Genomic DNA, 22,301 nt, shown 5'->3' on the forward strand with positions numbered 1-22,301 from the left:
GGTTAATAGTATCTACTTAATAGTCTGGATCGTTACCGGCCCCAGTAATCCAGCTTTTAGCAAAGGTTTACCTTCCAGGCGGTAAGGCGCCGTAGTTTTTGTAATCCGTTTATTTTCAGGCAAGCGTTGATCGCCAATTAAACGGTTTGCCCAGGTATTACTCAGTTCGATACTGATCTGGTTGTTGCCGTTACGAAGCGCTTTACTGATCTCCACACGATATGGCGGCGTCCAAACTATCCCACAAGAAATATTGTTGACTTTCACATCAGCAATATTAGCAACTGCGCCTAAATCAAGCCATACTTGATCAGTTTTCTTTGACTTGATATTTATGTTTTTGTTATAGGTTGCTGTACCCGAATAATAACGGATTAAGGAATCTTGATTCAAACTCCAATCGGTTAAATCCTTAAAAAGCACGGGTTTCGAAGGGCCACCATATTGAGGATCAAAGGTCACTTGCCAATCCTTATCCAATACCTGAGTGGTCGTAAATTCCGACCAATTGTTTTTCCCTTCAACAGAATGAGCCGGGTTAGCATTGCGATCAAAAATTACAAATACCGATGCATTAGGCTCCAGTTTAACCTGTAATTCCAATCTTCCATCCACAACAGACCAGTTCTTCACTTTCCAGGTTTCACCCGAAACCGCATCATAAAACTCGGGTGCAGTTTTCAGATCAGCAATACGAAATGAAAGATCTAGCAAACGTTCTTTATCCAACTGATTTGCAATAAAATAAATATCTTTATCAACAGTATTTCTGTGGGCATATGCTATGTATTTTGCATAAACATTTTGTCCTGCCTCTACAATATGCAAATCACGATCAAGTCCTAATTGTTTAAATGTCTCTCCCTGATAAGGGCCGATAATCACCTGACCATCGCCATTTTTTCCTGGCTTCCATAATTCATCAACTACCTTTTTAAATTCAATTTCTGCAACCTGTCTTAAGCCCGACTGATAAAGTGGCTTTTCATTCAACAGAACCGTTGCACCTGCTTTTACCAAAACCAGCAATTGCTTTACAGTTTCAAAATTCATGTACTGGTAGTTTGGATTCATAGCCGTTTTACCAGGGATAACCAATATGGCATAACTTGCCCCAGATGCAAAAACTACTTTATTATTTTTAACTACTGCGGTACTTAGCACATCAGGATTAAAAGAATCGTAAGCATATCCCCGTAAAGGGTTAACCCAGTTTTCAGGATCAGCCATATTTGCGGAATGGCTTACTCCCATCGGTTTTATCCTCAAAGGCTCACCAACATTCATCAACCGTTTTTGCTCATTATCTACTACGTCTTTTCCAAAAACACCTGGTAAAACGGACACCAATCGATCAGGTAATACTGATCTACGAGGAATCTCATCGCCAGTAAAAACTGCGATATCTATTACCGGATTTCCCTGTTGTAATAATGTCTGAGCACGTTCTGCATAATCTACCCATGCTTTGCCTGGCTTCCACCAAGTCTGATCACGTTGAAAGTATAAACCCACACCATCCAGTGTCATCCCCGGTTTCCGATCCATCCATGGATTATGGGTAAACACGTGGTAAACCATCTTATTGATGCCCAGCGCATAATTCCTGTCTTGTAAAGTTTTCATATTACCGGGATGCTCACTCCAGTCCATACGTACCGTAGTAAATGCTTCTGCCTGAATAATATTTTTACCATAAATATGAGCACCAGAAATCGCATCCATCATGTCATTGGGCTTATCATGAGTCGGGCTATTTAACCAGAACTCACCCATTGGCACATCCACAGTTTTATAATGCATTAGGCCATCGCTAACCATGGTTGGTGCAACACTCTCTGCTGTAAAGGCTACTTTCTTTTCCTTAGCCAGCGCAGCCAGTGTTTTATAGAACTGATCTACTACCAGTTCAGCAATTGTTCTACGTAAATCGTAAAGAAAACCTTCAGAAACAGCTGCATTTTGCACTGGAATGCCAGCCATTACGGGTAGATAAGGCATCATATCGTACCCTCTCCGTTTCTTAAATTCTGCGGCAAATAAAGGCGACCAGTTTTGGCTGCCGCATTCCCAGCTATCTACATGAAATACGCTCAAAACTTTCGAGGCAATCTCAGGACCACCATGCTTTAAAGCTTCTCCATACCAGCTGTCAAACTGTAATTTCACCGCTACTGGGTTAAACTTATCACTCTCCAAACCTATTCCTCCGCCACCTGTGGCATTTTTATGCCCAGTAGAGGTATGCCCGATTCTCAGTATCGTCCAATTTCCTTTAGGCGCTTTCCAGTTTAAACTACCATCCGCATTTAATTTACTGGTCAGATCTATGATCTTATTTAAAGGCACACAAAGCCGATCTGGGAGCTGAGCTGCAGTACTACGTTTACTGATTCTCCATACCTCAGCAGCCTTTCCCTCGTATTGATTGATTCTTGGTTCGGCAGAAAGTTCCAAATTAACCAGTTTTAAAGATGGTTTCCATTTCGCTGCATCAAGGTCTTCTGCCCCCGGCTCAGATCCTTTTTTATCATATACAAAGCGATAATACTTTGCCGTAACCGGAACTAGGGTATGCGTTACGTCGGCATCTGTATCTTGCCAGCCATGACGTGGCGGCTCTAATCGCCCTACAGACCTAAACACCTTTCCATCATCACTCACCTGAACTTCCAGTCGCTCTGCCTGATAGTTATTCCCACTAGTTCGAACTGTAATAGTACGTGTGGTAAAGGGTTGCGCAAAGGCATACTGAATCCAACAAGGTTCATTACTGCCAAAGCTCTTTTTATTACCAGGCACTACCAATCCACTCGCATCAATACCATTACTTGTCGTAACAATTGGAACAATAGTTTGTGTAGATATACCTGCGCCTTCTGGTGAACGATAAGCATACACCGCAATGTCTTTATAATAACCCGCAATAGTTTCGGGCTGTGCTAACTTAATCTGACCAGAAGTTGCTCCCTTGATATTCAATTGAGTAGACACAACTTTCTGCATAGATAACTCAGGTGTAATCCATGGTCCACCTGCCAGGGCAAAACCGTCACTCACATGCATCCCCAGCTTTAGATCTAGGCGTTTAGCTTCATCCATAGCAAACTTTACCATGGTCCACCATTGCGGACTCAGTTGTTCTGCTGGAGGCGTAAATATTGGTGGATTAGCTGCACCTTTAATTGGCATCAGGTATGCACCACCTATTCCAGCGGCTTTCATAGCCTCCAAATCTGCGGTAATACCAGGTTTAGAAACACCTGCCTGCATCCAGTACCAGAACACCCAGGGTTTAGTTGTTTCTTTTTGCTGGGCATAAACAGGCATTACTGCCAGGATACACCAGATTATAAAAACAAACAAGATCCCTTTTCTTTTAAAACTCATATCTTAATTTCTATTTATGGGCAATTTTGTACCCCTTTAATCCAAAATATAAGATGATCAGATAGCAAACCAATGGAATACTGTAACCGATCTGAATATTATCTCCGTTAAAATCAATCAGCGTCCCCATAGCATAAGGAAGGATTGCGCCCCCCACTATCGACATGATCAGCCAGGAAGAACCAGGTTTGGTATCGTCACCAATACCATCAATCCCTAGGGCGAATATAGTCGGGAACATAATAGACATAAAGAAACCAAGACCACCCAATGCATATACTACATATGCTCCGTCTCCAAAAATGGCAACAATGCTAAGTAGAGCTGAGATTACGGCATAAATTGCCAATAGTTTGTTTGATGAGATATAGCGAAGTAATAACGTTCCAACAAAACGTCCAACTAGAAATAATGTACCATAAAGGCCTAAATAATAGAGTGCAGTATATTCGTCAAATCCACCTGCTTGTTGTGCAGCCCGAATAAAAAAACTTGTTACACATACTTGAGCGCCTACATAAAAAAACTGAGCAATCACTGCCCATCTTAAATGCTTGTGTTTTAAGGCGCCTAAGAAACTACCTTTTGAAATACCATCTTTACTTATGGTTTTCACTTCAGGCAGCTTCATAAAATAAAATAGTAAGGCTACAGAAACCAAAACAGTTCCTAAGATAATGTATGGAGTCTTTACAGTTGCAGCTTCCGTCAGGAAGTAATTGTTTCTAACAGTATCTGTCATTGCTGCCAGTTCATCTTGTGTATGGGATTTTCCTGAAAGGATAAATCGCCCAACAATGGTAGCTAATGGTGCCGCCAAACCATTGAATGTAGCAGCAAGATTAAGCCTCCAGGCCGCCTTATCTGGACTTCCCAATATAGCGGCATAAGGGTTCGCTGACGTTTCCAGTAGGGTTAAGCCACAGCCAATAATAAAAAGTGCAGTTAGAAAAGTGAGGTATGATAGGTTGTTTGCTGCCGGAACAAATAGAAATGCACCAAAAGCAAAGGCTAATAAACCTGTAATCATAGTGGATTTATACCCCCATTTTTTAAGGATCATGCCTGCCGGAATGGCCATTAAGAAGTAAGCCAGGAAAACTGACGTATCAATTAAGGTGGATTCTCTATTGTTGAGATTACAGGCTTTTTTTAAATGCGGGATGAGTATCGAATCGAGGTTATGTGCCATTCCCCACAAGAAGAATAAGCTTACAACAAGAATAAATGGCACTAGATACTTTTTACCTGTGGCTGTATCTCCTTTGTTACCCGCTGCCGGATCTATTAAGACAATTGCTTCCGCTTCTGTAATGTGGTTCATATGTTAATTTTAGGTTGGTTCTTGATAGGGTTATTTCTTTTTCACGAGCAGTAGGTGATCACAGACTAGTACCACTTCTCCATGCTGGTTTTTAATTTCTACATGCTCTGTTATTGTTCCGTATTCCGGTTTTTTAGCTTCGGCTTTCTCCGAGATAGTAATCTCTGAATGAATGGTATCTCCAATAAATACCGGTTTTACAAAGCGAAGGCGGTCGTAACCTTTAGAAAAAGCTTCAGGGTTAATCTCCGATGCCGTTAACCCAATGCCGATGCTAAATATCATTGTTCCATGGGCAATTCTATGTTTAAAAGGTTGAGTTTTACACCATTCTTCGTCCATATGGTGCGGAAAAAAGTCTCCTGTATGGCCTGCATGAACTACAAAATCTGTTTCTGTAATGGTACGTCCCAATGTTACCCTTTTCTCTCCTAACTGGTAATCTTCAAAAAATATTGATTTAAAATACATTGCTCTTTTATTAATTTTTCAACTGCTCGCTTACCTTTACCCCACCTTTGTCGCTGGATAGGTAAGCACTTTCTACTACTGCCATCGTATTGATCACATCTTCCACACTGGTATGGAGAATATCAGATGAGCCTTCCTTATATCGCATTAAACTTGCCATCGTCCCTATAAATGCCTCTGGAAACCAGGAACCTTCCAGTTCTACCTGCTTCCATTCTGGGGCTTTACCCGCTTCAATCAGGCAATATTCAAACACATCAGGAATGCCGTGCGGATAATCCATGAGTAAACCTACGTTTGCCTTAATCGCACCCTTTGTCCCCTCCCATTTGATGAAACACTCCTGATTATGGGGACCAAAATCATGGTCATGATTGGTATTAATCACTGCGTGCATGGTATCTCCGTAATCCATTAAAATGGTAGAACGTGAAGATGAAAGTGCTTTAGCAGGATGCTTTAAAGTCTTCGCCATTACTGTTTCCGGATCCCCTAAAAAAGAACGGAGCATGTCAACATAATGGATACTATGGTAAAGAATTTCCAGGCGAGGATGGACCATCACATGCGGAAAAATCTCCCAAGGTGTTTTAATGGTCACACGAACTTCCATATCATAAAGCTCGCCAATCATGCCCTGCTCTATCATATATCTCGCTGCACTTACAAAAGGTGCAAAACGAAGCTGGAAGTTAATGGCTGCTATCAATTTTTTCTTCCTACATAACTCCAGTATCTCTTTAGCCTGATCAAAATTGTCGCCCATCGGCTTCTGGATCAGCACTGCCACTCCATCTGGTAATTGTGCTAAAACCTCCAGATACTGTTCAGGCATAATGGTCAGGTCGTACACCGTATTTTCAGGTGCATTTGCTACTGCTTCTGCCACCGAATCATAAACATGAGGAATTTGAAAATCCTCAGCCAATTTCTCCGCTTTTGCTCTCGTCCGGTTTACAATTCCATGAACTGTAAAACCTGCCTTCCTATAAGCAGGAAGATGGGCATCAGCCACAATACCACCAGCACCAATAATAATAATGGGTTGGTTGGTTTCAGGTAGCTGAGGTTGATATATGATGTCCATATAGGTCTACTTGTCTATTAAATTAATTTTATCCTGAGCCTTTTTTACAATTTCAGCAACAGGTAGTTCTGAATTTACAGTGCTCAGTACCATTTCATCAATTAAAGATGCGATGTCTGCCCAATTGTGCTTCTGCGGTAGTGTTTTAGCAGATTCGTGCAATTGTTCCAGTTTATGGTAATAAGGAACAATCTGGTTTACTTCTTCGTCTTTCCAGGTCGAAATCCGACAACCAATCCAGCCCTCAAGGGTTAGCAGTTTATCATTTTCTTCATTTACAGCAAACCGGATAAAATCGTAAGCTGTTTGTTTATGCTTACTACCAGCCCCTACAGTATACAACCAGTAAACATTTAAAGATGCTGATTTGCTACCCGAAGAAACTGGTAACAAGCCAACTTCTACCTTCCCTTTTACCGCAGAGGCCGAATCTACCTCACAAACAGAGGCAAAGCCAAACCAGTTGATCATCATCGCCACCTCACCCCTTGCAAATGCCGCACCTGCTTGCACAGAGTCAAAACTTACTGAGCCAGGATGTACTGCGTTTTTATCTTTAATGATTTCTCGGTAAAATTCAAGTCCTTCGATAGCTTGCGGAGTATTTACGTTAACCCTGTCTTGCTCGTCCACAAGCGTTCCGCCTCGGCTCCACAATTGCAGACAAAAATCAAATACAGTATTGTGTCCGTCAGGATAACAGGCAAATACGCTTCCATATAAGTTTTGCTCCGGACGGTTAAAGAACTGGGCTACCTGTTGGAAATCAGCCCATGTTTGGGGCACGACTAACGCCCTCCCATATTGTTCTAAATAGTTTTTTTGTGCATCTGGATCATCAAACAGGTCCTTTCTATAGATCAGACATTCTGGCCCATCATGAAATGGCAATCCAACAATAGCCTCTTCAAATTGCTGTGAAGCCAATAAGGAATTGCTCCATCCTTGTGGAAATGCTGAAGGAGATTTTGCGGCTATAAAAGGTTTCAAATCCTCAAAAGCACCACTGGTATATCCTTCATAAAGCCAATCCGTATTGATGTGTGCAACATCCCAATCTCCATTTTTAAGGCCATTTTGCACTAGTGTAGTTTCATGAAGTTCATGCAAATCCAGGGGTACCAGTTCAGCCTTCAATTCACAACCGGAATTAAGACAATATTGATCCCATACTTTTTGCATGGCAGATTCAAAGGGGCCAAACTTGCGTACGGCTATTCTGAATACTTCATTTTTACTCATGGATACTTGATTTTACATTAATAAACTGGCGGATGATCTGTTCATTATCCTGTCCCAATTTAGGTGAACCTTTGGCGGAAGTTAGCAATTCTCCATCAATCCTAATCGGACATCTTGTAGTTTGATACTGATAACCATCGTTCATTTTCACCTCCTGAATCATATTTAAGGCTTTAAAACCCTCATGATCTATCAGTTGCTTCCAGTTCAGTACATCTGCACACCATATGTCTGCAGGCTCTAAAATCGCCAACCATTTTTCCGTAGTCCCAGTTAGCAAGTGATCTGCGAGAATAGGTTTAATCTCATCACGTTTATCAAAAGCTTCTGCTGGATCTGTATATTTCTTTAATTCGTCACAACCCAATAAATCAGCTAAAACCGGTATCGAGCCCATCGCCAGTGCGATGTATCCACCCTCAGTTTTATAAATACCGTACGGAGCACCCAAATAGGCATTTGCATTGTTCTTCGCTGTCCGTTCTGGAAGGATCTCTCCTTCATTCATAAAAGTGGTAATGGTTTCAAACTGAAAATCATAAGCCGACTCGATCATACTCACCTGTACCAAGGCCCCTACTTTACTCGTTATTTTGCGGAACAAACAGGCTAAAATACCCTGTGCCAAGTGCGAACCGGCGAGCATATCTACAATAGATAAGCCCATTGCGACAGGCCCACTATCTGCATTACCACTTAACCAGGTTAAGCCGGTAACAGATTGCAACAACAAGTCTTGCCCAGGTTTCCCTTTACCGTCAACTTCTGCCCCATAGCCAGAAAGTTCTGCATAAATAATTTCGGGGTTAATTTCTTGTACAGATCCGTAATCAAAGCCCAATCTTTCCATCACACCCGGACGAAAGTTATGGATCATCACATCAGCCTTTGCCAACAGTTCACGTACCATTTGGCAATCTTGTTCGTCCTTTAAGTTTACTTCAAAACTTTCTTTATTGCGGTTGATGGCATGAAATACGGAAGATTCTCCGTTCATGATCACATTAGACGTATATAAAGTACGACAAATATCGCCAACACCTAACCGCTCTATTTTAATTACCCTTGCACCCATATCGGCCAATCGCAGACTTGCAGAAGGGCCCGACAGAAACTGGCTAAAATCAACTACTAAATATTCTTCAAGGGGTTTCATATACTATTTCAAATCAAATTCTTTGTTAATCTTTTCGTTATCGGCACCAATTTTAGGCGCCGCTTTACTGGCAAATAATTTACGCCCATCAATCTGCATCGGTGCTCTTGTGGTATCCAGTGTTCTGCCATTCCCAAGATCTAGCAGTTGTCTGATTTCCATCTTTTTAAACACTTCCAACTCTGTCGCTTCTTTATAGTTTAGTACACTTGCACACCAGATATCCTGAGGTTCCAATATACTCAACCAATGTTGGTTGGTATTGGTTTTAAAAGTCTGTCCTAGCAACGCTAACAATGCATCTCTATTTTCAAAAGAATCACCAGCGTTCATATAAACAGCTGAAATATCACAACCAATCAGCTCACTAATTTTACCTAAATCGCCCATCGCTAATGCGATGTAACCATCACTGGTCTCATAAGTTCCATAAGGTGCACTTAGATAAGCATGTCCGCTTCCTTTCACCTTACTTCTTTTTGGTAATTGACCACCATCGCTCAAGTAGGTCGTCAGTACTTCAAACTGCACATCCAATGCCGATTCCAGCAAACTCACTTCTACCAGCACACTTTTATTTGTTTTGGCTCGCTTAATTAAAGCAGCAATAATCCCCTGCGTAAGGTGGTTACCGCACATAATGTCCGTTACCGATAAGCCGAAAGGCACAGGTCCTTCTTCACTACTACCCGATAAATGGGTTAATCCCGAAACGGATTGCACGAGTAGATCCTGTCCTGGTTTATTTGCCCAAGGGCCCTCATTGCCATATCCTGTTACCGCAGCATATATAATTTTAGGGTTAAGGGCTTGTACTGACTGATAATCCAATCCGATTTTCTCCATTACCCCGGGCCTGAAATTATGCGTCATCACATCAGCTCTGGCAATCAGTTTCCTGATGACATCCAGATCTTCAGGATTCTTCAAATCTGCCGCGTATGATTCTTTATTTCTATTGATGGTATGAAAAAGCAAGCTATCCTCATCAACAAATAGGTTTTTGATAGCCAGTTGTCTACAAGCATCCCCTTTTACCGGGCGCTCAATCTTAATCACACGAGCCCCTAAATCGGCCAGTTTTAATCCAGCGGAAGGTCCTGCTAAAAACTGGCAAAACTCTAAGACTAGTATTCCTTCAAGTGGCCTTCTCATGATAATATTAAGCTTCTTGATTCCACATACAATTTATTCATCTGCTCCAACACCAGTAATTCCGATCCTCCATTCATGAGGTAATCTCTTACGATATCTCCCGCATGATCCTGAAAAAACATGTGTCCGTGATACCGTGGACGAAGAAACGCACGCTGCAAAGCAGGTAATGTATTCGCAAAGAAATTGTTTGATTTGGCATTCACATCAGGAGCTGTCCAGGCACTCAAATGTCCGGGTTGACCACCGTTCTCAAAGAAAACGCTTTGCTGACAGGCTGGCGAAGCTACATAAGCTGCATATTTCACTGCCATTTCTATATTTTTCGAACCAGATGATACCGCTAACCCTGTACCGCCTAGTGTGCTGCGTAAATTAGTCTCTCCATCCAAGCTAATCATATCATGAAAATGCAGCGGCTTACGCGCATAACCATTTCTTGAATAGTTAGAGTAACCATAAGCAAATGGACAGTAAGCTAGGTCATCGCCCAAGGTCATCGCTTCATATACTTGTATCGGGTTTCTTTTAAAGTTATCCGGATGAATTTTTGAAGCCAGTTCACGGTACATTTGCAATGCTTTTACACCGATATAACGGGAGACAATCAAATCTTCTAGCTGACAAGGGTCTTCACCCAGAGAACAGCAGAAAGTATAAAAATTCATCAACACATCAATAGGGATCCCCGCAAAAGCGACTAGACCTTTATCGGCCAATTTCAGCAAATCGGCAAAAGACTCAGGCAATTCAAAGCCATGTTTCTCCAACAGATCAGGTCTGCTCGAAGCCACTGGTGTAGCCGCATCTATAGGCAAAGCCCATTGGTGACCGTCATACGAATAGCTCTCAAACGAATGTCCAACTGTATTTACACGCTGATCATCTAAGTAAGCTTTCGTCAGATAGGTATCCAACGGCAAGATAGATTCAGTTTTAGCTGCAAAACCTGCCCATGGGTGATCGATTACCAACAGATCAAAACGCTGTGCCAACTCTTGTATTGAAAAATCAGCAAATTGTTGCAAACTTCTCTTTTCCCAGGTAATTTCTACTGATGGGTTTAATTCCGAAAACCGCTGTGCCGTAGCCACCATGGGTACAAAGCCCCGACTGTGATTCCACGTTATTCCTTTTAAATTAATCTTGTCACTCATGACCTCTTTTTACTTTATTCCTTTTACACTAATCGATACTAATGCGGACTTTAGTCCTGCAGATGTTGCTGTTAATTTTAATTTACCTGCTTTGTTTTTTGCCTGTACAATAGCCAGACATAAGCCGCGATACGCCTTGCGGTAATCTGCTTTAAAAGGTTCCAGACTTGCCTGAAAACCATTATCCACACCTGCAATTGTAGCTTCACCTTCCAGTTTAAACTGAACCAGATTATCTGCATCGGGCACTAAATTCCCCTGAGCATCCAAAATCCTTACCGTTACAAAGGAAAGATCCTTTCCATCTGCTCCAATTTGAGTTCTATCTGCAAGCAATTCTATTTTGGCCGGCTTACCGGCAGTGTTAATCTCCTTAACCAATACCACCTGCCCATTCTTTTTAGAAATAGCCTTTAAGGTACCTGGTTCGTATTTTACCGACCATACCACATGCAAGTCCTCCCCTTGTTTGGTTCTTTTCCCTAATGATTTCCCATTCAAGAATAGCTCTACCTCATCTGCATTGTTGTAATAAGCCCAAACATCAACCATTTTACCTACTGTCCAATTCCAGTGTGGAAAGAGGTGTAATACCGGCTTGTTTGTCCACTCACTTTGGTACATATAATAAGCATCCTTAGGGAATCCGGCCAGATCCACGATACCGAAATAAGAGCTTCTCGCAGGCCATGGGTAAGGCAATGGCTCACCTAAATAATCAAATCCTGTCCATACAAATAAGCCAGAAACATGATCATATTTTTTAGCTTCTCTCCAGGTTTCTTCGTGTGTAGAACCCCAGTAAGCAGAAACATTATCATAGGACGAAGCGGCAAACTCAGCATTACCTTCTGTAAACTTCGTTTTGCCATCTTTTGGCCAGCGACGAATACTATCAGATGGCATTTCATAAAAACCTCGGGTATCTAATGAAGAGGTAGTTTCTGTAGCAATAAACTTTTGTCCGGGGTAATTTTTAGGAAAATCCTTATACAACTTATGGTTGTAATTTAATCCATAGATATCTAATGCACCCGACTGGTATATAAAATTCTTTTTAGCATCAGTTTCTGTCAATGCAGAGGTAACCAAACGAGTCGTATCTAAATCCTTAACAAACTTCACCAATTCTTTAGTCATAGCAACACCAGTACTGTCAAACTGCTCACGGATTTCGTTTCCAATGCTCCATACAATAATCGAGGGATGGTTTCTATCGCGTTTTACCATATCCTGCAAATCCCTCACATGCCATTCGTTCCAGTTCAGGTGATAATCTTGTTTGTTCTTCTTTTTGGCCCACATATCAAAAGCCTCATCCATTACAAGGAAACCCATTTTATCGCATAGATCAAGCAATTCAGGCGCAGGCGGATTATGTGCAGTACGGATGGCGTTCGCCCCCATATCTTTCATGATCTCCAGCTGGCGTTCCATTGCCCTAACATTAACAGCGGCACCTAAAGCTCCCAAATCATGGTGCATACAAACACCCAATATTTTTAGGTATTCGCCATTAAGCGTAAAGCCTTTTGCCGCATCAAAGTTAAAATAGCGGATCCCAAGCGGTGTTTCATAGTTGTCTACCAATCTCTTACCCGAAAAAACCTTCGTTACTACTTTATAGAGATGAGGATTATTTACAGACCACAGTTCCGGTTGATCGACAGTACTAGATTGCGCTACTGTTACCAATGTATCATTCAATGTGATATGGTCAGTTCTAACCGCAGCTACCAATTTGCCCTTTGCATCGTAAACCTGCGATTGCACATCGATCTCCCCTTTTAATCCGGCTTTATTCCTGATCTCTGTTTTAAAATTCAGCTTTGCAGTAGTTTTACTTACAGCAGATGTGCTTACAAATGTCCCCCAATGATCAATAGCTATATTCTCTGTTGCGGTTAACCAAACGTTACGATAAATACCCGATCCTGAATACCAGCGGGAATCTGGCTGAGCAGAATTATCTACCCGTACAGCAATCACATTTTCACCTGGCTTTAAATACTTAGTTAGTTCGTAGTTAAATGAAGAATAGCCATAAGGACGTTTACCCAATAAATGACCATTTATCCATATCTCACTATTCTTATATACGCCATCAAACTCGATGAATATGTTTTTCTGTTGCAAATTAGCAGGTAATGTAAACGTTTTTCTATACCAGGCAACTCCGGTAGGCAAACCTCCACCTTCTGGCTTTGCTGGGTTCTTTAGATCAAACTTCCCTTCAATGCTCCAATCGTGAGGTAAGCTTAGCTTCCTCCAACTTAAATCGCTAAAATCCGACGATTTAGCCGCAGTAACATCACCTAAAAAAAACTTCCAGTCCTGATTAAAACTTTGGTGTATACGAGACTGGCTATTGGCCCTAACACCAACAATCAGCATCAATAAAAGCAATACCAGGTTCTTTCTTAACATCATACTTTAATATTCTTTATTTATTATTACCCGAAACAAAGTCAAGCTTACTTTTTCCTAAATCTTTAGAAATTGCCACAGCGATACCACGCTGATCTTTTTTATTTACAGCACAATAGAAATGATAAACCACCCCTTTATGTTTTAAAACGAATGATTTATGAGCATACAACGCATCATAAGGTTCCGAGGATTGGATCAAATTATCTCCCGTCCAATCCGTCCAGTTTACCAAATCATCTGAAGCTGCAAAGCGATTAAAGGCTCCTTTTCTATCTTGCCAAAACGCACCGAAATAAAACATCACCCAAGTATTTTTAATCTTCTGAATTACGCCATCACCGGTAATCCCGACAGGCTGATGCACTACAGGGTCTTTACCAAACCTCTTCCAATGCAACATATCTTCGGACACCGCCATTCCAATCCGCTCGTACCACCTCGTTTTTTTATTGTTTTCCAATGAATCACCAACAGCGTTGTAATACATCACAAATGGATGTCCGGTCAACCTCTTTTTATCTTCAATTACCGTACTTTTAAAAAGCTTATGACGGTTTTCCCACCACCTTACTTCTGCATCAGTAGCACTTAAAACAGGGTTTTCTAAGCGCTGCCATTCCTGAACTACAGCCGGACTTTTATCGGTATATGCCATTCCAATACTCAATGGTTCTACTTCGTAACCTTTCTCTTTGCCTCCAAAATATGACATCCAGTATTTGCCATTAAACTTGCCGAGCTTGTAGTCGCCGCCCCATTTGGTACTTGTTAAAGCATTGTAGCCTGCTTTCTGATTATCATCCCATTTACCGGCATCACCAAAAGACATTAAACGCCCCATATTTTCCCAATGCAAAAGATCGCTGCTTTTAGACAACCAGGTCTCATAACCACGACCGCTGTAAATCAGGTAGGTCATGTACCAAAACTTTCCTTCATGAAAAACGGTAGGACAATCCATCTTATGCTGCTCATCCTCCGGCACCATCACCAATCCATATTTATAAGGTGTTTTAACCTCCTCATAAATCTGCTGCATTTTAGCTGTAGAGATCGCATGTTTTCCCGACTGCGCTAAAGCTGTTGATGAAATAAAAAAAGTAAGGATAGATAACTGTATAAGCTTCATGACTAAAATCTATTGTACTTTAAATTTGTAAATGCCGGAACCGATATGAATAATAGCTCTGTCCTTTTCAAAACCAGCCAACTTAACCACTGTATTATTTTTTATAGCAATACCACTTTCGCTGATCAATTGATTTGCCTTTGCAGGAAGATATACCGTTGCTTTTGAGTTTGCAGGAACCACAACAGAAAGCTCAAATACATTCGGAGATTTCTTCCAATCTGTAGCAATCAGTCCATAAGGCGACAAATAACTGCCTTTTGCTGAGGTCAGATCTCCCACAGGTTCCGGATAAATACGGATATGATTAAAGGCTACCGATCCGGCTTCCTGCCTTATCCCCGCTACCCCACTATAAAACCACTCCATAATATGTCCAAGCATAAAGTGGTTATTGGAAACCTCGGGCAATGCTGCCCAAGACTCTGTTAGCGCTGTTGCACCATGTGCCAACTGATAACCATAGCCCGGCACATCGCTCCTGCTGTTCATGTCAAAGATCACATCCGAACGATTTTCCTGTTCCAAAACCCTCAAAACATAGCGATAGCCAATATCACCAGCGGTTAAAGCATTGTTCCTATCTCGGATATCTTTGATCAGGTTAGCCAAAACGGCATCCTTATAGTGCGGCTCAACCAATTGCATATAGATCGCCATAGCATTAGCAGTTTGACTGCCGGTAGCATATTGCTTGGTTTCCTTCTTAAAGAAGGTAGTATTGAAAGCTTGTTTAACCGCAGTCGCCAAAGCAGCATACTTTGCTGCATCTGTAGGTTTGCCCATTAGCGTCGCCATTTTTTGCATCAAGCATAAATCATAATAGTAAATAGCTGTTCCGGTTACGCCCATTGGAGTTTGCTGTGAAACGCCAGGACGTTTAGGACCGATATCATACCAATCCCCCAGGCCTTGTTTTAAAATGTTATTTTCTGCTTTAGTTTGTAAGTAAGCCAAGTAACGTTGCATGGTTGGATAAGCATTTTTCATCACTTCAGTATTACCATACCATTCGTACAAATACCAAGGAAGGATAATTCCTGTACTGCCCCACTCCGGAGAATCTCGGAACATCTCACCACCCCAGGTGAACTGGATATATTCAGGCGCAATTTCTGGAATCAGGCCATTATCCAATTGTGAGGTAATCACGTCATTTACGACTTTAGTAGCCAACGTCGTCACATCATAATTATACATAACCGATGAAGCCATCAAATGTGATTCTTCCAACCAACCCAGCTTCTCGCGATGTGGGCAGTCTGTAAATACGCTAGCCATATTGCTTTTTATAGCCCAATCGATCAGTTTATCTGTTTGATTGAACAGTTGATTTGAAGAGGCAAACTCGCCCACTCGGCCTGCTGCATTACGGGTATGCAAGCCTTTTAATTCCAATATTTCTGGCAAGTTATTTTCTTTTTTATTTCCTGTGGGCGTAGCTCCTCTTACTTCCAAATACCTGAAACCATAATAGGTAAAACGTGGCTGCCAGATTTCTTCCCCAATACCTTTTAATACGTACTCGAAATAAAACGGACTTCCGGTAGGCTTCTGGTTAGCCCTTCCATCTTTAAGTAATTCAGCAGGATAAACTCTGATGGTATCGCCCTTATTCCCCTTTACTTTTAAACTTATGATACCAGAAGCATTTTGTCCCAGATCGTAGATCCATTCTCCTGCTGAGATTTTAGTAATTTTTTGTGCAGTAAAGTTTTCAAATATTTTAAGTGGCTCTGCCTGTTGCGATCTAATCGCGGGCGGTCCATCTACAATTAACACGTTTTTCCAGTCTCTATCTTTAAAAGATGAAGAATCCCAGCCTTGCTGTTCTAAACGTGCATCATAATCCTCTCCGCCGTATATACTTGAAAAAGTAATTGGTCCCGAAGCTGTTTTCCAGCTTTTATCGCTGATGATGTTTTCTGTAGTACCATCTTTATATTCAAGCAACAACCTGCATATCATTTTTGGATAGCCAAATGCTGGTTTTGATTTCCTGAACCTTCCTTTTACAGGTGGTACGTAATAAAAACCATTGCCCAGCATCACACCAATTGTGTTTGCTCCTTTACGCAAGTCGCTAGTCACATCAAAAGTTACATATAAAGCTTCCTTATCATATTTTACCCAACCGGCATCCAAAAAGTGATCGCCCTGCTTTTTACCGTTCAAACTCAGATCGAAATGCCCCAGACCACTGATAAACAAGCTGGCTTTCGCTATCGGCTTTTTAACGACAAAATCCTTTCTTAAAAGCGGCAATACATTACTTCCAAAATAGGTATCCTTTTTATTGTCCTTCGGCAGCACGCTTACATTAGAATCTGCCAGTTTCTCGTAAGCAATCCAAGAGGCATTCTTCCAATCAGCGACAGATAAAAGTCCCATTTGCCATTTTGCTGTATTAGTCCAGCTTGAAGCATTGCCTTTATTGGCCCAAACCTTTACTTTCCAATAGTAGGTTTTCCCGGAAGCTAAAGGCTTCCCCTTATAACTTACTTGCAAAGATTTGCCTGAACCGACTTTTTTAGAGTCCCATATGTTTCCGATATTTTTAGTTAACAAAGTAGCATCATCGGCTACAATTATATGATAGGCTGACTGTTGAACATTCCTTTCAGAAGCTCCTATTTTCCAGCTCAATGAAGGCGAAGCTGCTTCAACCCCCATTGGATTCACTCTATACTCACACCGCAAATCATTCGCAGTTAAACCTTGCGAAAATACAGGCAATGTGAAAAGAAATAAACCAAGGAAATATAGTAGCTTGCTCATTCAGTTGATAAGATTAACACCTGCTATAACTAAATTAGTTCTTTAGTTTAAAGATTAACAAGGTATTGGGTTTACAAATGGTTGTTAATTCAAATATAAATATTTATTTCAAATATGAAAGTATATATTTAGGTATCTTTTTACTCATCCCACTATAGAAGAATGATTAAAAAGCATTTAGTATGTTTGTCAATTAAAAAGTTACACGCTTGTTTCTATGAAGGAAAAGGAAATTAAATATCAGGCACCAGCATTAGATAAAGGTTTAGATATTCTTGAATATCTCTCTGCACAATCTATACCGCTTTCTCAGACCGAGATTGCTACTGGTATAGACAAAAGCCCAAATGAAATTTACAGAATGTTGATGAGTTTGGAAAGTAGAGGTTATATTTTGAGGGACGAGGTTTCTGGAAAATACAGACTTTCTTTAAAGCTATTTTACCTTTCGCATCGCCACTCACCTGTTGATGAATTGCGTAAGGCTGCACAATATCCACTAGAAGAACTAGCCAATGCGGTGATGCAATCCTGTCACCTTAGTATATTATATATGAACCAGGTGATGGTCATCATTCATGCTAAAAGTCCAGGGCCAATAGCACTGTCTATTGAAGAAGGAAACCTTTTCCCTTTGCCTTTAACTGCTTCTGGAAAAGTATTACTCGCTTACATGCCGGAAACTGAGCAGGAAATTATCTTAAGTGGTAATGAGATATACCAGACCTATGCTGATAAGGATAAAAAAAAGTTCTTAAACTCTTTGCAGGGGATCCAAAACAAGGGGGCTTACATCAGAACCAGTGATCTGGCCGCAGGGGTAGTAGATGTATCGGTTCCTATTGGTCGCGGAAGCACCGGAATTATTGCTTGTTTGACCGTTTCCAGTCTTACCGCTTTAAATGTGAATAAGGATATGGACAATGAAGATATTTTGGCTGAGGCGATTAAATGCGCGAAGAAGATTGAAGAGCGGATTGGGGTATTAACACTGTAAAAGGTAAAATAGGTATACTCCCCTAAGACTCCCTGATCTTAGGCTCCCTGAAAAAGGGAGCAAAGCTCAGAAGGTCTTTTCGGAGTAACCAATTTTACTACTTACTGCCGTAGTATGGAACAGGGGGGCGATTAATAGGTAGCGTCTTCTATTTCTTTTTTAAGCATACCCGCTCTATCCTCATAACCATTTTTTTCTTTCTTGCACTGTTCAATAGATATATCAATATATTTTATGGCCATAGGTTTATTTTTTAGGATTTTATAAATCATCGCCAATGTTGCATTATTGATAAAATTATCTTTTATGGCCAATGCCCGTTCCGCCCAGGCCTTTGTAATCAGCAGATTCTTTTCCTTTTTAACCAACCTGGATCCTCCACCAAGAACATTACTGATCTGCAGATCGTCATTATAATAAAACTTTTCAACCAACTTATTTGCATTAACCATATAGTTTTCTTCATCCTCTGCACGCAAGTAATAATCGGTATCAAAAGCCAATGCTTCTTTCTCCGTTAAATTGATCTGTTTTTGTAATATCGCTTTTGCATCCTGATATGCTGCAAATGTTGGAAAAGACTTATACCAAACCTTTGCTTGAAATTCCTGTAGATACTCCTTCCTGATAAAGTTCTCCACTTTTTCTTTTCCAACCTGGGCGGCAAATTCTTTGGTATGGGCTTCTAGATATTTAAAATGTTTACTATCTGTTGAACTTACATTGTCCGTTATTAAACTGAATGTTTCGGCACTAACATTTGCAACTGCATCAAAGTAACGATCGAAAACCATATTGGTTTCTTTGTCATCGCCCTTAGTTTTAACAATAACAAAGTAATGATACAATTCTTCTTTGTTAAGCTCATTTTTAGCAAACTTTCCTTTCAACTGCTCATAATCATTGCGAGGTGTCAGCGCCAGTTTACCGTGCTCAATCAGTTCCTTAACATCAGTAGAACTTGTTAATCTGTGAATTACTTCTCCATTGTAATTGATGTATGCCAAAGTCGGATAACCGGAGACTTTGTATTCTTTGGCCAACGCAGGCCCCTCACCTTTCTCTGCATCAACTTTATAAGCTATAAAGTTCTTGTTGTAAAAATCTCCAGCTTCCTTTTGAGGAAATACATTCATCGTCATTTGTTTACAGGGTGCACACCATACCGTATAAAAATCAACAAATATCAGCTTGTTTTGTGCTTTTGCCAGTGCTTTGACCTCAGCCCAAGTACCATGGTTAAAAGTCATTCCTTGTGCAAAGGCTGATATTGACGCAACTCCGGTCAATACTATAGTTAGAGCAATAAATAAGTGCTTTTTCATAATTTATGGTTTGAATATTTTTGAATTAATTGTGTTGTATGATCCGCTGTTTAAACTGTCCGATCATCTCAGCTTTCCCATCGTCATCCCGCTTAGAAACAGCGATACAGAGATCAATGTATTTCAATGCATTGGTTTTATCATTTAAGCTGTCGCAAATCATGGCCAGCGACAAATAGTTTAAGGAATTATCTTTAATAGCCACAGCCATTTCTGCCCATTTTTTAAGCAATAGCAAATTCTCTTCTTTTTTCACCATATAGGCTCCACCGAGGATCATGCTGATCTCTTCATCATTTTTATAGATATACTTTTTCACCAAAACAGCAGCTGTCTTAATAAAGTTATCTTCATCCTTTACCTGCTGATAATAGGATTTATCGAGCTGTAGCTCCTCCTTTTCAGTCAGACTGACCTTCAATTTTAGTACTTCCTTGGCTGCGAGATAGCGAGCTAAAGGCTCATTTTTGTTGTAATAAAAAAACTGTGCACCCAATTCCCTGATCAGTACTTTTTTCATAAAATCATCGACCTGTTTTTTTCCTGCTGCACGATAAAAATCATTCCGATGTGCTTGTAGGTATTTAAAGGATTTGGAATCGCTCGAGCTCACATATTCTTCTATCATTTCAAAAGCCTGCTTGCTGGTCTGGTTAAACAATCCGAAATATCTATCAAAAACTCCGTTTACTTCAGCGTCCTTTCCTTTTGCTTTAACGATGATCATGTAATTGTACAGCTCCTCCTTACTCAATTCATTTTTAACATACTGTTCCTTTAAACGCTCATAATTTCCCTGTGGATTAAGTGCAATTTTCGCATACTTAATCAGTTCCGATACATTTTCGGCCCCGCCAGTACGATAAAGCTGCTTTCCTTCCGCATCCGTAAAAACCAACGTTGGATAACCAGACGGACGATATGTTTTCGCAAGATCTACGCCCTCGCCTTTCTCTGCATCAACCTTTACATTGATAAAATGCTTGTTAAAGAACTCCCCCGCTTCGGGTAATGGAAAAACCTCCATAGCCATCTTTTTGCAGGGGGCACACCAAACGGTATAGAAGTCTAAAAAAACCATTTTATTTTCTTTTTTAGCTTGTGCTTTAATTTCAGTCCAATTCCCATGGTTAAACTCAATTCCTTGTGCACAAACTGAAAGTGTTGTTCCTGTCAACAGGAACAACATTGTGATATACTTTTTCATGTTTCTCTAATTATTTAATGCCCGGATTACCTTGGATTCTGATCTATTTCCTGATTAGCATTGATCACTTTAGTTGGAATCGGGTATACATAACGGTTACTCCCTGGTACCAATGTCAGCTGTTGTGTTTTAAGCGGATGTGTGATTGTCTTTGCCAACTTTGGATCAGTATTAAATCTTTTCAGATCGAAAAGACGAAACCCTTTGCAAAAAAGCTCTCTTCTTCTTTCCTGTAAAATTAATAGCAAAGCTGCATCATCATTAGCTGCAGTTAAACTGGTATACTCGGCTGGCTTAAATCTGAATTTGCGTAGTTCATTCACCACAGTTAACCCTGCCTGCCCTTTCTGCGTCCTTGCTAGACATTCGGCCTTAATCAGCATCATTTCAGGCACAGTTGGGCCAATTTGAGTACTCCCAGGAACCGTTTCAAATGGAGCGAAGTAGGTGTGATAGGTACCCGGATAGTTAAAAATCCCAATAGGATCTCCATCTGGGCCAACATAATAGGTAAAGAAATGAGTCCTCAGGTCTTTTGTGCCCAGCAAGGTTATCAATTCATCACTCAGCGGAAAATTACCCCCACCATCACTACTTGCTTTCATCCATATCACTTCCGGATTATCCTGACTAGTTGGAAGAAAGAAACCGTCTGGATAACCAGACCCAGCTCCCATATTCACATAAGGATTAAGATTAAAAAGAGCCGACTGTATACCGAGTGATAAATTGGCATTATCTAAAGCTTTCTGATACTCACCCATATACAGATAAGTACGAGCCAATAATGCATATGCTGCAGATTTTGATGGTGCAGTTTTACTTGTAGACAATGATGGAAGTGTTTCCACTCCAGCATTTAGGTCACTTAAGATCAAATCATAAACAGCTTTGACAGTAGCGCGTTTCAGACTCTGTGTATAACCAGGCTCAGTAAGTAAAGGCACGCCCAGATCGGTTGCTGCACTACTTGCATGATATTCCTTTGCATATAGATTAACCAGACACAAATAAGCATATGCGCGATGCACTTTAGCTTCTGCAATTAGCTGTGTTTTTAAATTTGCATCGCCAGATTTTGCTTCCGGCAATCCCTGAATGGCCACATTGGCATTGTATACTTGCTTGTAAAACAAGTTCCATTCCGGATCATCTTCATTGGCCTGATAAAACAAGTCAGCCCATTTATAAATCTGTAAAGATCGCACATCAAAACTATTGATGAAATCATCATTTAATAAAGCGATATCATCTGTTGGATAATCCACACTTCCATAAGACAAATTGAATACCCCACTGTTGTTTAACAACAACTGATAATCATTTACCGTACTGGGTATAATTTTGCCTTGAGGTTCAAGCTCCACATACTTCCTACACGAACTGGCAGAAATTGAGAAGACAATTAATAATATATAGTAATATTTTTGAGTGTACATAGTTTCAGGATTAA

General features: G+C 40.6%; 15 protein-coding genes. 1 reads left to right on the forward strand and 14 read right to left on the reverse strand.

The annotated features are described in order from the left end of the window. Positions 1-12: 12 nt before the first annotated feature. Genes EZ444_RS01260 through EZ444_RS01310 form a run of 11 tightly spaced genes read right to left on the reverse strand, consistent with a single transcriptional unit; the run spans position 13 to position 17,319 of the window. Complete coding sequence (locus EZ444_RS01260; RefSeq protein ID WP_131606432.1) at positions 13-3,390, reverse strand: glycosyl hydrolase; 3,378 nt, start codon at positions 3,388-3,390, stop codon at positions 13-15. A gap of 10 nt (positions 3,391-3,400) precedes the next feature. Next, positions 3,401-4,714 carry an L-fucose:H+ symporter permease gene (gene fucP, locus EZ444_RS01265; RefSeq protein WP_131606434.1) on the reverse strand — a complete coding sequence of 438 codons (1,314 nt, stop codon included), beginning with the start codon at positions 4,712-4,714 and terminating at the stop codon, positions 3,401-3,403. Between the two features lie 30 nt (positions 4,715-4,744). After that, positions 4,745-5,185, reverse strand: coding sequence for a MaoC family dehydratase (locus EZ444_RS01270; RefSeq protein WP_131606436.1), 441 nt, complete (start codon positions 5,183-5,185; stop codon positions 4,745-4,747). Positions 5,186-5,195: 10 nt separating this feature from the next. Further along, positions 5,196-6,272 (reverse strand): Gfo/Idh/MocA family protein, encoded by a 1,077-nt coding sequence (locus tag EZ444_RS01275; protein ID WP_131606438.1) that lies wholly within the window; start codon positions 6,270-6,272, stop codon positions 5,196-5,198. Between the two features lie 6 nt (positions 6,273-6,278). Beyond that, on the reverse strand, positions 6,279-7,514 hold the full coding sequence (locus tag EZ444_RS01280; RefSeq protein WP_131606440.1) for an extracellular solute-binding protein: 1,236 nt from the start codon (positions 7,512-7,514) through the stop codon (positions 6,279-6,281). Then, positions 7,507-8,670 (reverse strand): CaiB/BaiF CoA transferase family protein, encoded by a 1,164-nt coding sequence (locus tag EZ444_RS01285; RefSeq protein WP_131606442.1) that lies wholly within the window; start codon positions 8,668-8,670, stop codon positions 7,507-7,509. Before EZ444_RS01285 ends, EZ444_RS01280 begins: the two co-directional genes overlap by 8 nt. A 3-nt stretch (positions 8,671-8,673) precedes the next feature. Next, positions 8,674-9,825, reverse strand: coding sequence for a CaiB/BaiF CoA transferase family protein (locus tag EZ444_RS01290; RefSeq protein WP_131606444.1), 1,152 nt, complete (start codon positions 9,823-9,825; stop codon positions 8,674-8,676). Continuing rightward, positions 9,822-10,982 carry an ABC transporter substrate-binding protein gene (locus tag EZ444_RS01295; RefSeq protein WP_131606446.1) on the reverse strand — a complete coding sequence of 387 codons (1,161 nt, stop codon included), beginning with the start codon at positions 10,980-10,982 and terminating at the stop codon, positions 9,822-9,824. The genes EZ444_RS01290 and EZ444_RS01295 overlap by 4 nt, the downstream gene beginning before the upstream one ends. Positions 10,983-10,991: 9 nt before the next feature. Continuing rightward, the gene (gene galB, locus EZ444_RS01300; protein WP_131606448.1) at positions 10,992-13,412 is read right to left on the reverse strand and encodes a beta-galactosidase GalB; all 2,421 of its coding nucleotides are present in this window, start codon (positions 13,410-13,412) and stop codon (positions 10,992-10,994) included. Between the two features lie 13 nt (positions 13,413-13,425). Next, a complete protein-coding gene (locus EZ444_RS01305) occupies positions 13,426-14,541 on the reverse strand; it encodes a glycoside hydrolase family protein (RefSeq protein ID WP_131606450.1) in 1,116 nt (371 codons plus the stop codon). Positions 14,542-14,550: 9 nt separating this feature from the next. After that, entirely contained in the window at positions 14,551-17,319 is a 2,769-nt protein-coding gene (locus tag EZ444_RS01310) for a family 78 glycoside hydrolase catalytic domain (RefSeq protein WP_131606452.1), read from the reverse strand. 217 nt (positions 17,320-17,536) lie between these two features. On the opposite strand from EZ444_RS01310, the gene EZ444_RS01315 reads away from it, so the two are divergent. Beyond that, a complete protein-coding gene (locus EZ444_RS01315; protein WP_131606454.1) occupies positions 17,537-18,316 on the forward strand; it encodes an IclR family transcriptional regulator in 780 nt (259 codons plus the stop codon). A gap of 131 nt (positions 18,317-18,447) precedes the next feature. Here EZ444_RS01315 and EZ444_RS01320 read toward each other — a convergent pair whose 3' ends face one another. Genes EZ444_RS01320 through EZ444_RS01330 form a run of 3 tightly spaced genes read right to left on the reverse strand, consistent with a single transcriptional unit; the run spans position 18,448 to position 22,287 of the window. Further along, a complete protein-coding gene (locus EZ444_RS01320; RefSeq protein ID WP_131606456.1) occupies positions 18,448-19,641 on the reverse strand; it encodes a thioredoxin domain-containing protein in 1,194 nt (397 codons plus the stop codon). Between the two features lie 25 nt (positions 19,642-19,666). Continuing rightward, entirely contained in the window at positions 19,667-20,848 is a 1,182-nt protein-coding gene (locus EZ444_RS01325) for a thioredoxin family protein (RefSeq protein ID WP_131606458.1), read from the reverse strand. Between the two features lie 26 nt (positions 20,849-20,874). Beyond that, a complete protein-coding gene (locus tag EZ444_RS01330) occupies positions 20,875-22,287 on the reverse strand; it encodes a RagB/SusD family nutrient uptake outer membrane protein (protein WP_131606460.1) in 1,413 nt (470 codons plus the stop codon). Between the last annotated feature and the right edge of the window lie 14 nt (positions 22,288-22,301).

It is taken from the genome of Pedobacter hiemivivus (assembly GCF_004331685.1).
In the GTDB taxonomy this organism is placed as follows: domain Bacteria; phylum Bacteroidota; class Bacteroidia; order Sphingobacteriales; family Sphingobacteriaceae; genus Pedobacter; species Pedobacter hiemivivus.

What these genes read in the sequence shown, in the direction of transcription:
- EZ444_RS01330 (WP_131606460.1), bottom strand. Translation starts at nt 22,287, where the DNA reads ATGTACACTCAAAAATATTACTATATATTATTAATTGTCTTCTCAATT.
- EZ444_RS01305 (WP_131606450.1), bottom strand. Translation starts at nt 14,541, where the DNA reads ATGAAGCTTATACAGTTATCTATCCTTACTTTTTTTATTTCATCAACA.
- EZ444_RS01285 (WP_131606442.1), bottom strand. Translation starts at nt 8,670, where the DNA reads ATGAAACCCCTTGAAGAATATTTAGTAGTTGATTTTAGCCAGTTTCTG.
- EZ444_RS01320 (WP_131606456.1), bottom strand. Translation starts at nt 19,641, where the DNA reads ATGAAAAAGCACTTATTTATTGCTCTAACTATAGTATTGACCGGAGTT.
- EZ444_RS01290 (WP_131606444.1), bottom strand. Translation starts at nt 9,825, where the DNA reads ATGAGAAGGCCACTTGAAGGAATACTAGTCTTAGAGTTTTGCCAGTTT.
- EZ444_RS01275 (WP_131606438.1), bottom strand. Translation starts at nt 6,272, where the DNA reads ATGGACATCATATATCAACCTCAGCTACCTGAAACCAACCAACCCATT.
- EZ444_RS01280 (WP_131606440.1), bottom strand. Translation starts at nt 7,514, where the DNA reads ATGAGTAAAAATGAAGTATTCAGAATAGCCGTACGCAAGTTTGGCCCC.
- EZ444_RS01260 (WP_131606432.1), bottom strand. Translation starts at nt 3,390, where the DNA reads ATGAGTTTTAAAAGAAAAGGGATCTTGTTTGTTTTTATAATCTGGTGT.
- EZ444_RS01325 (WP_131606458.1), bottom strand. Translation starts at nt 20,848, where the DNA reads ATGAAAAAGTATATCACAATGTTGTTCCTGTTGACAGGAACAACACTT.
- galB (WP_131606448.1), bottom strand. Translation starts at nt 13,412, where the DNA reads ATGATGTTAAGAAAGAACCTGGTATTGCTTTTATTGATGCTGATTGTT.
- fucP (WP_131606434.1), bottom strand. Translation starts at nt 4,714, where the DNA reads ATGAACCACATTACAGAAGCGGAAGCAATTGTCTTAATAGATCCGGCA.
- EZ444_RS01270 (WP_131606436.1), bottom strand. Translation starts at nt 5,185, where the DNA reads ATGTATTTTAAATCAATATTTTTTGAAGATTACCAGTTAGGAGAGAAA.
- EZ444_RS01315 (WP_131606454.1), top strand. Translation starts at nt 17,537, where the DNA reads ATGAAGGAAAAGGAAATTAAATATCAGGCACCAGCATTAGATAAAGGT.
- EZ444_RS01310 (WP_131606452.1), bottom strand. Translation starts at nt 17,319, where the DNA reads ATGAGCAAGCTACTATATTTCCTTGGTTTATTTCTTTTCACATTGCCT.
- EZ444_RS01295 (WP_131606446.1), bottom strand. Translation starts at nt 10,982, where the DNA reads ATGAGTGACAAGATTAATTTAAAAGGAATAACGTGGAATCACAGTCGG.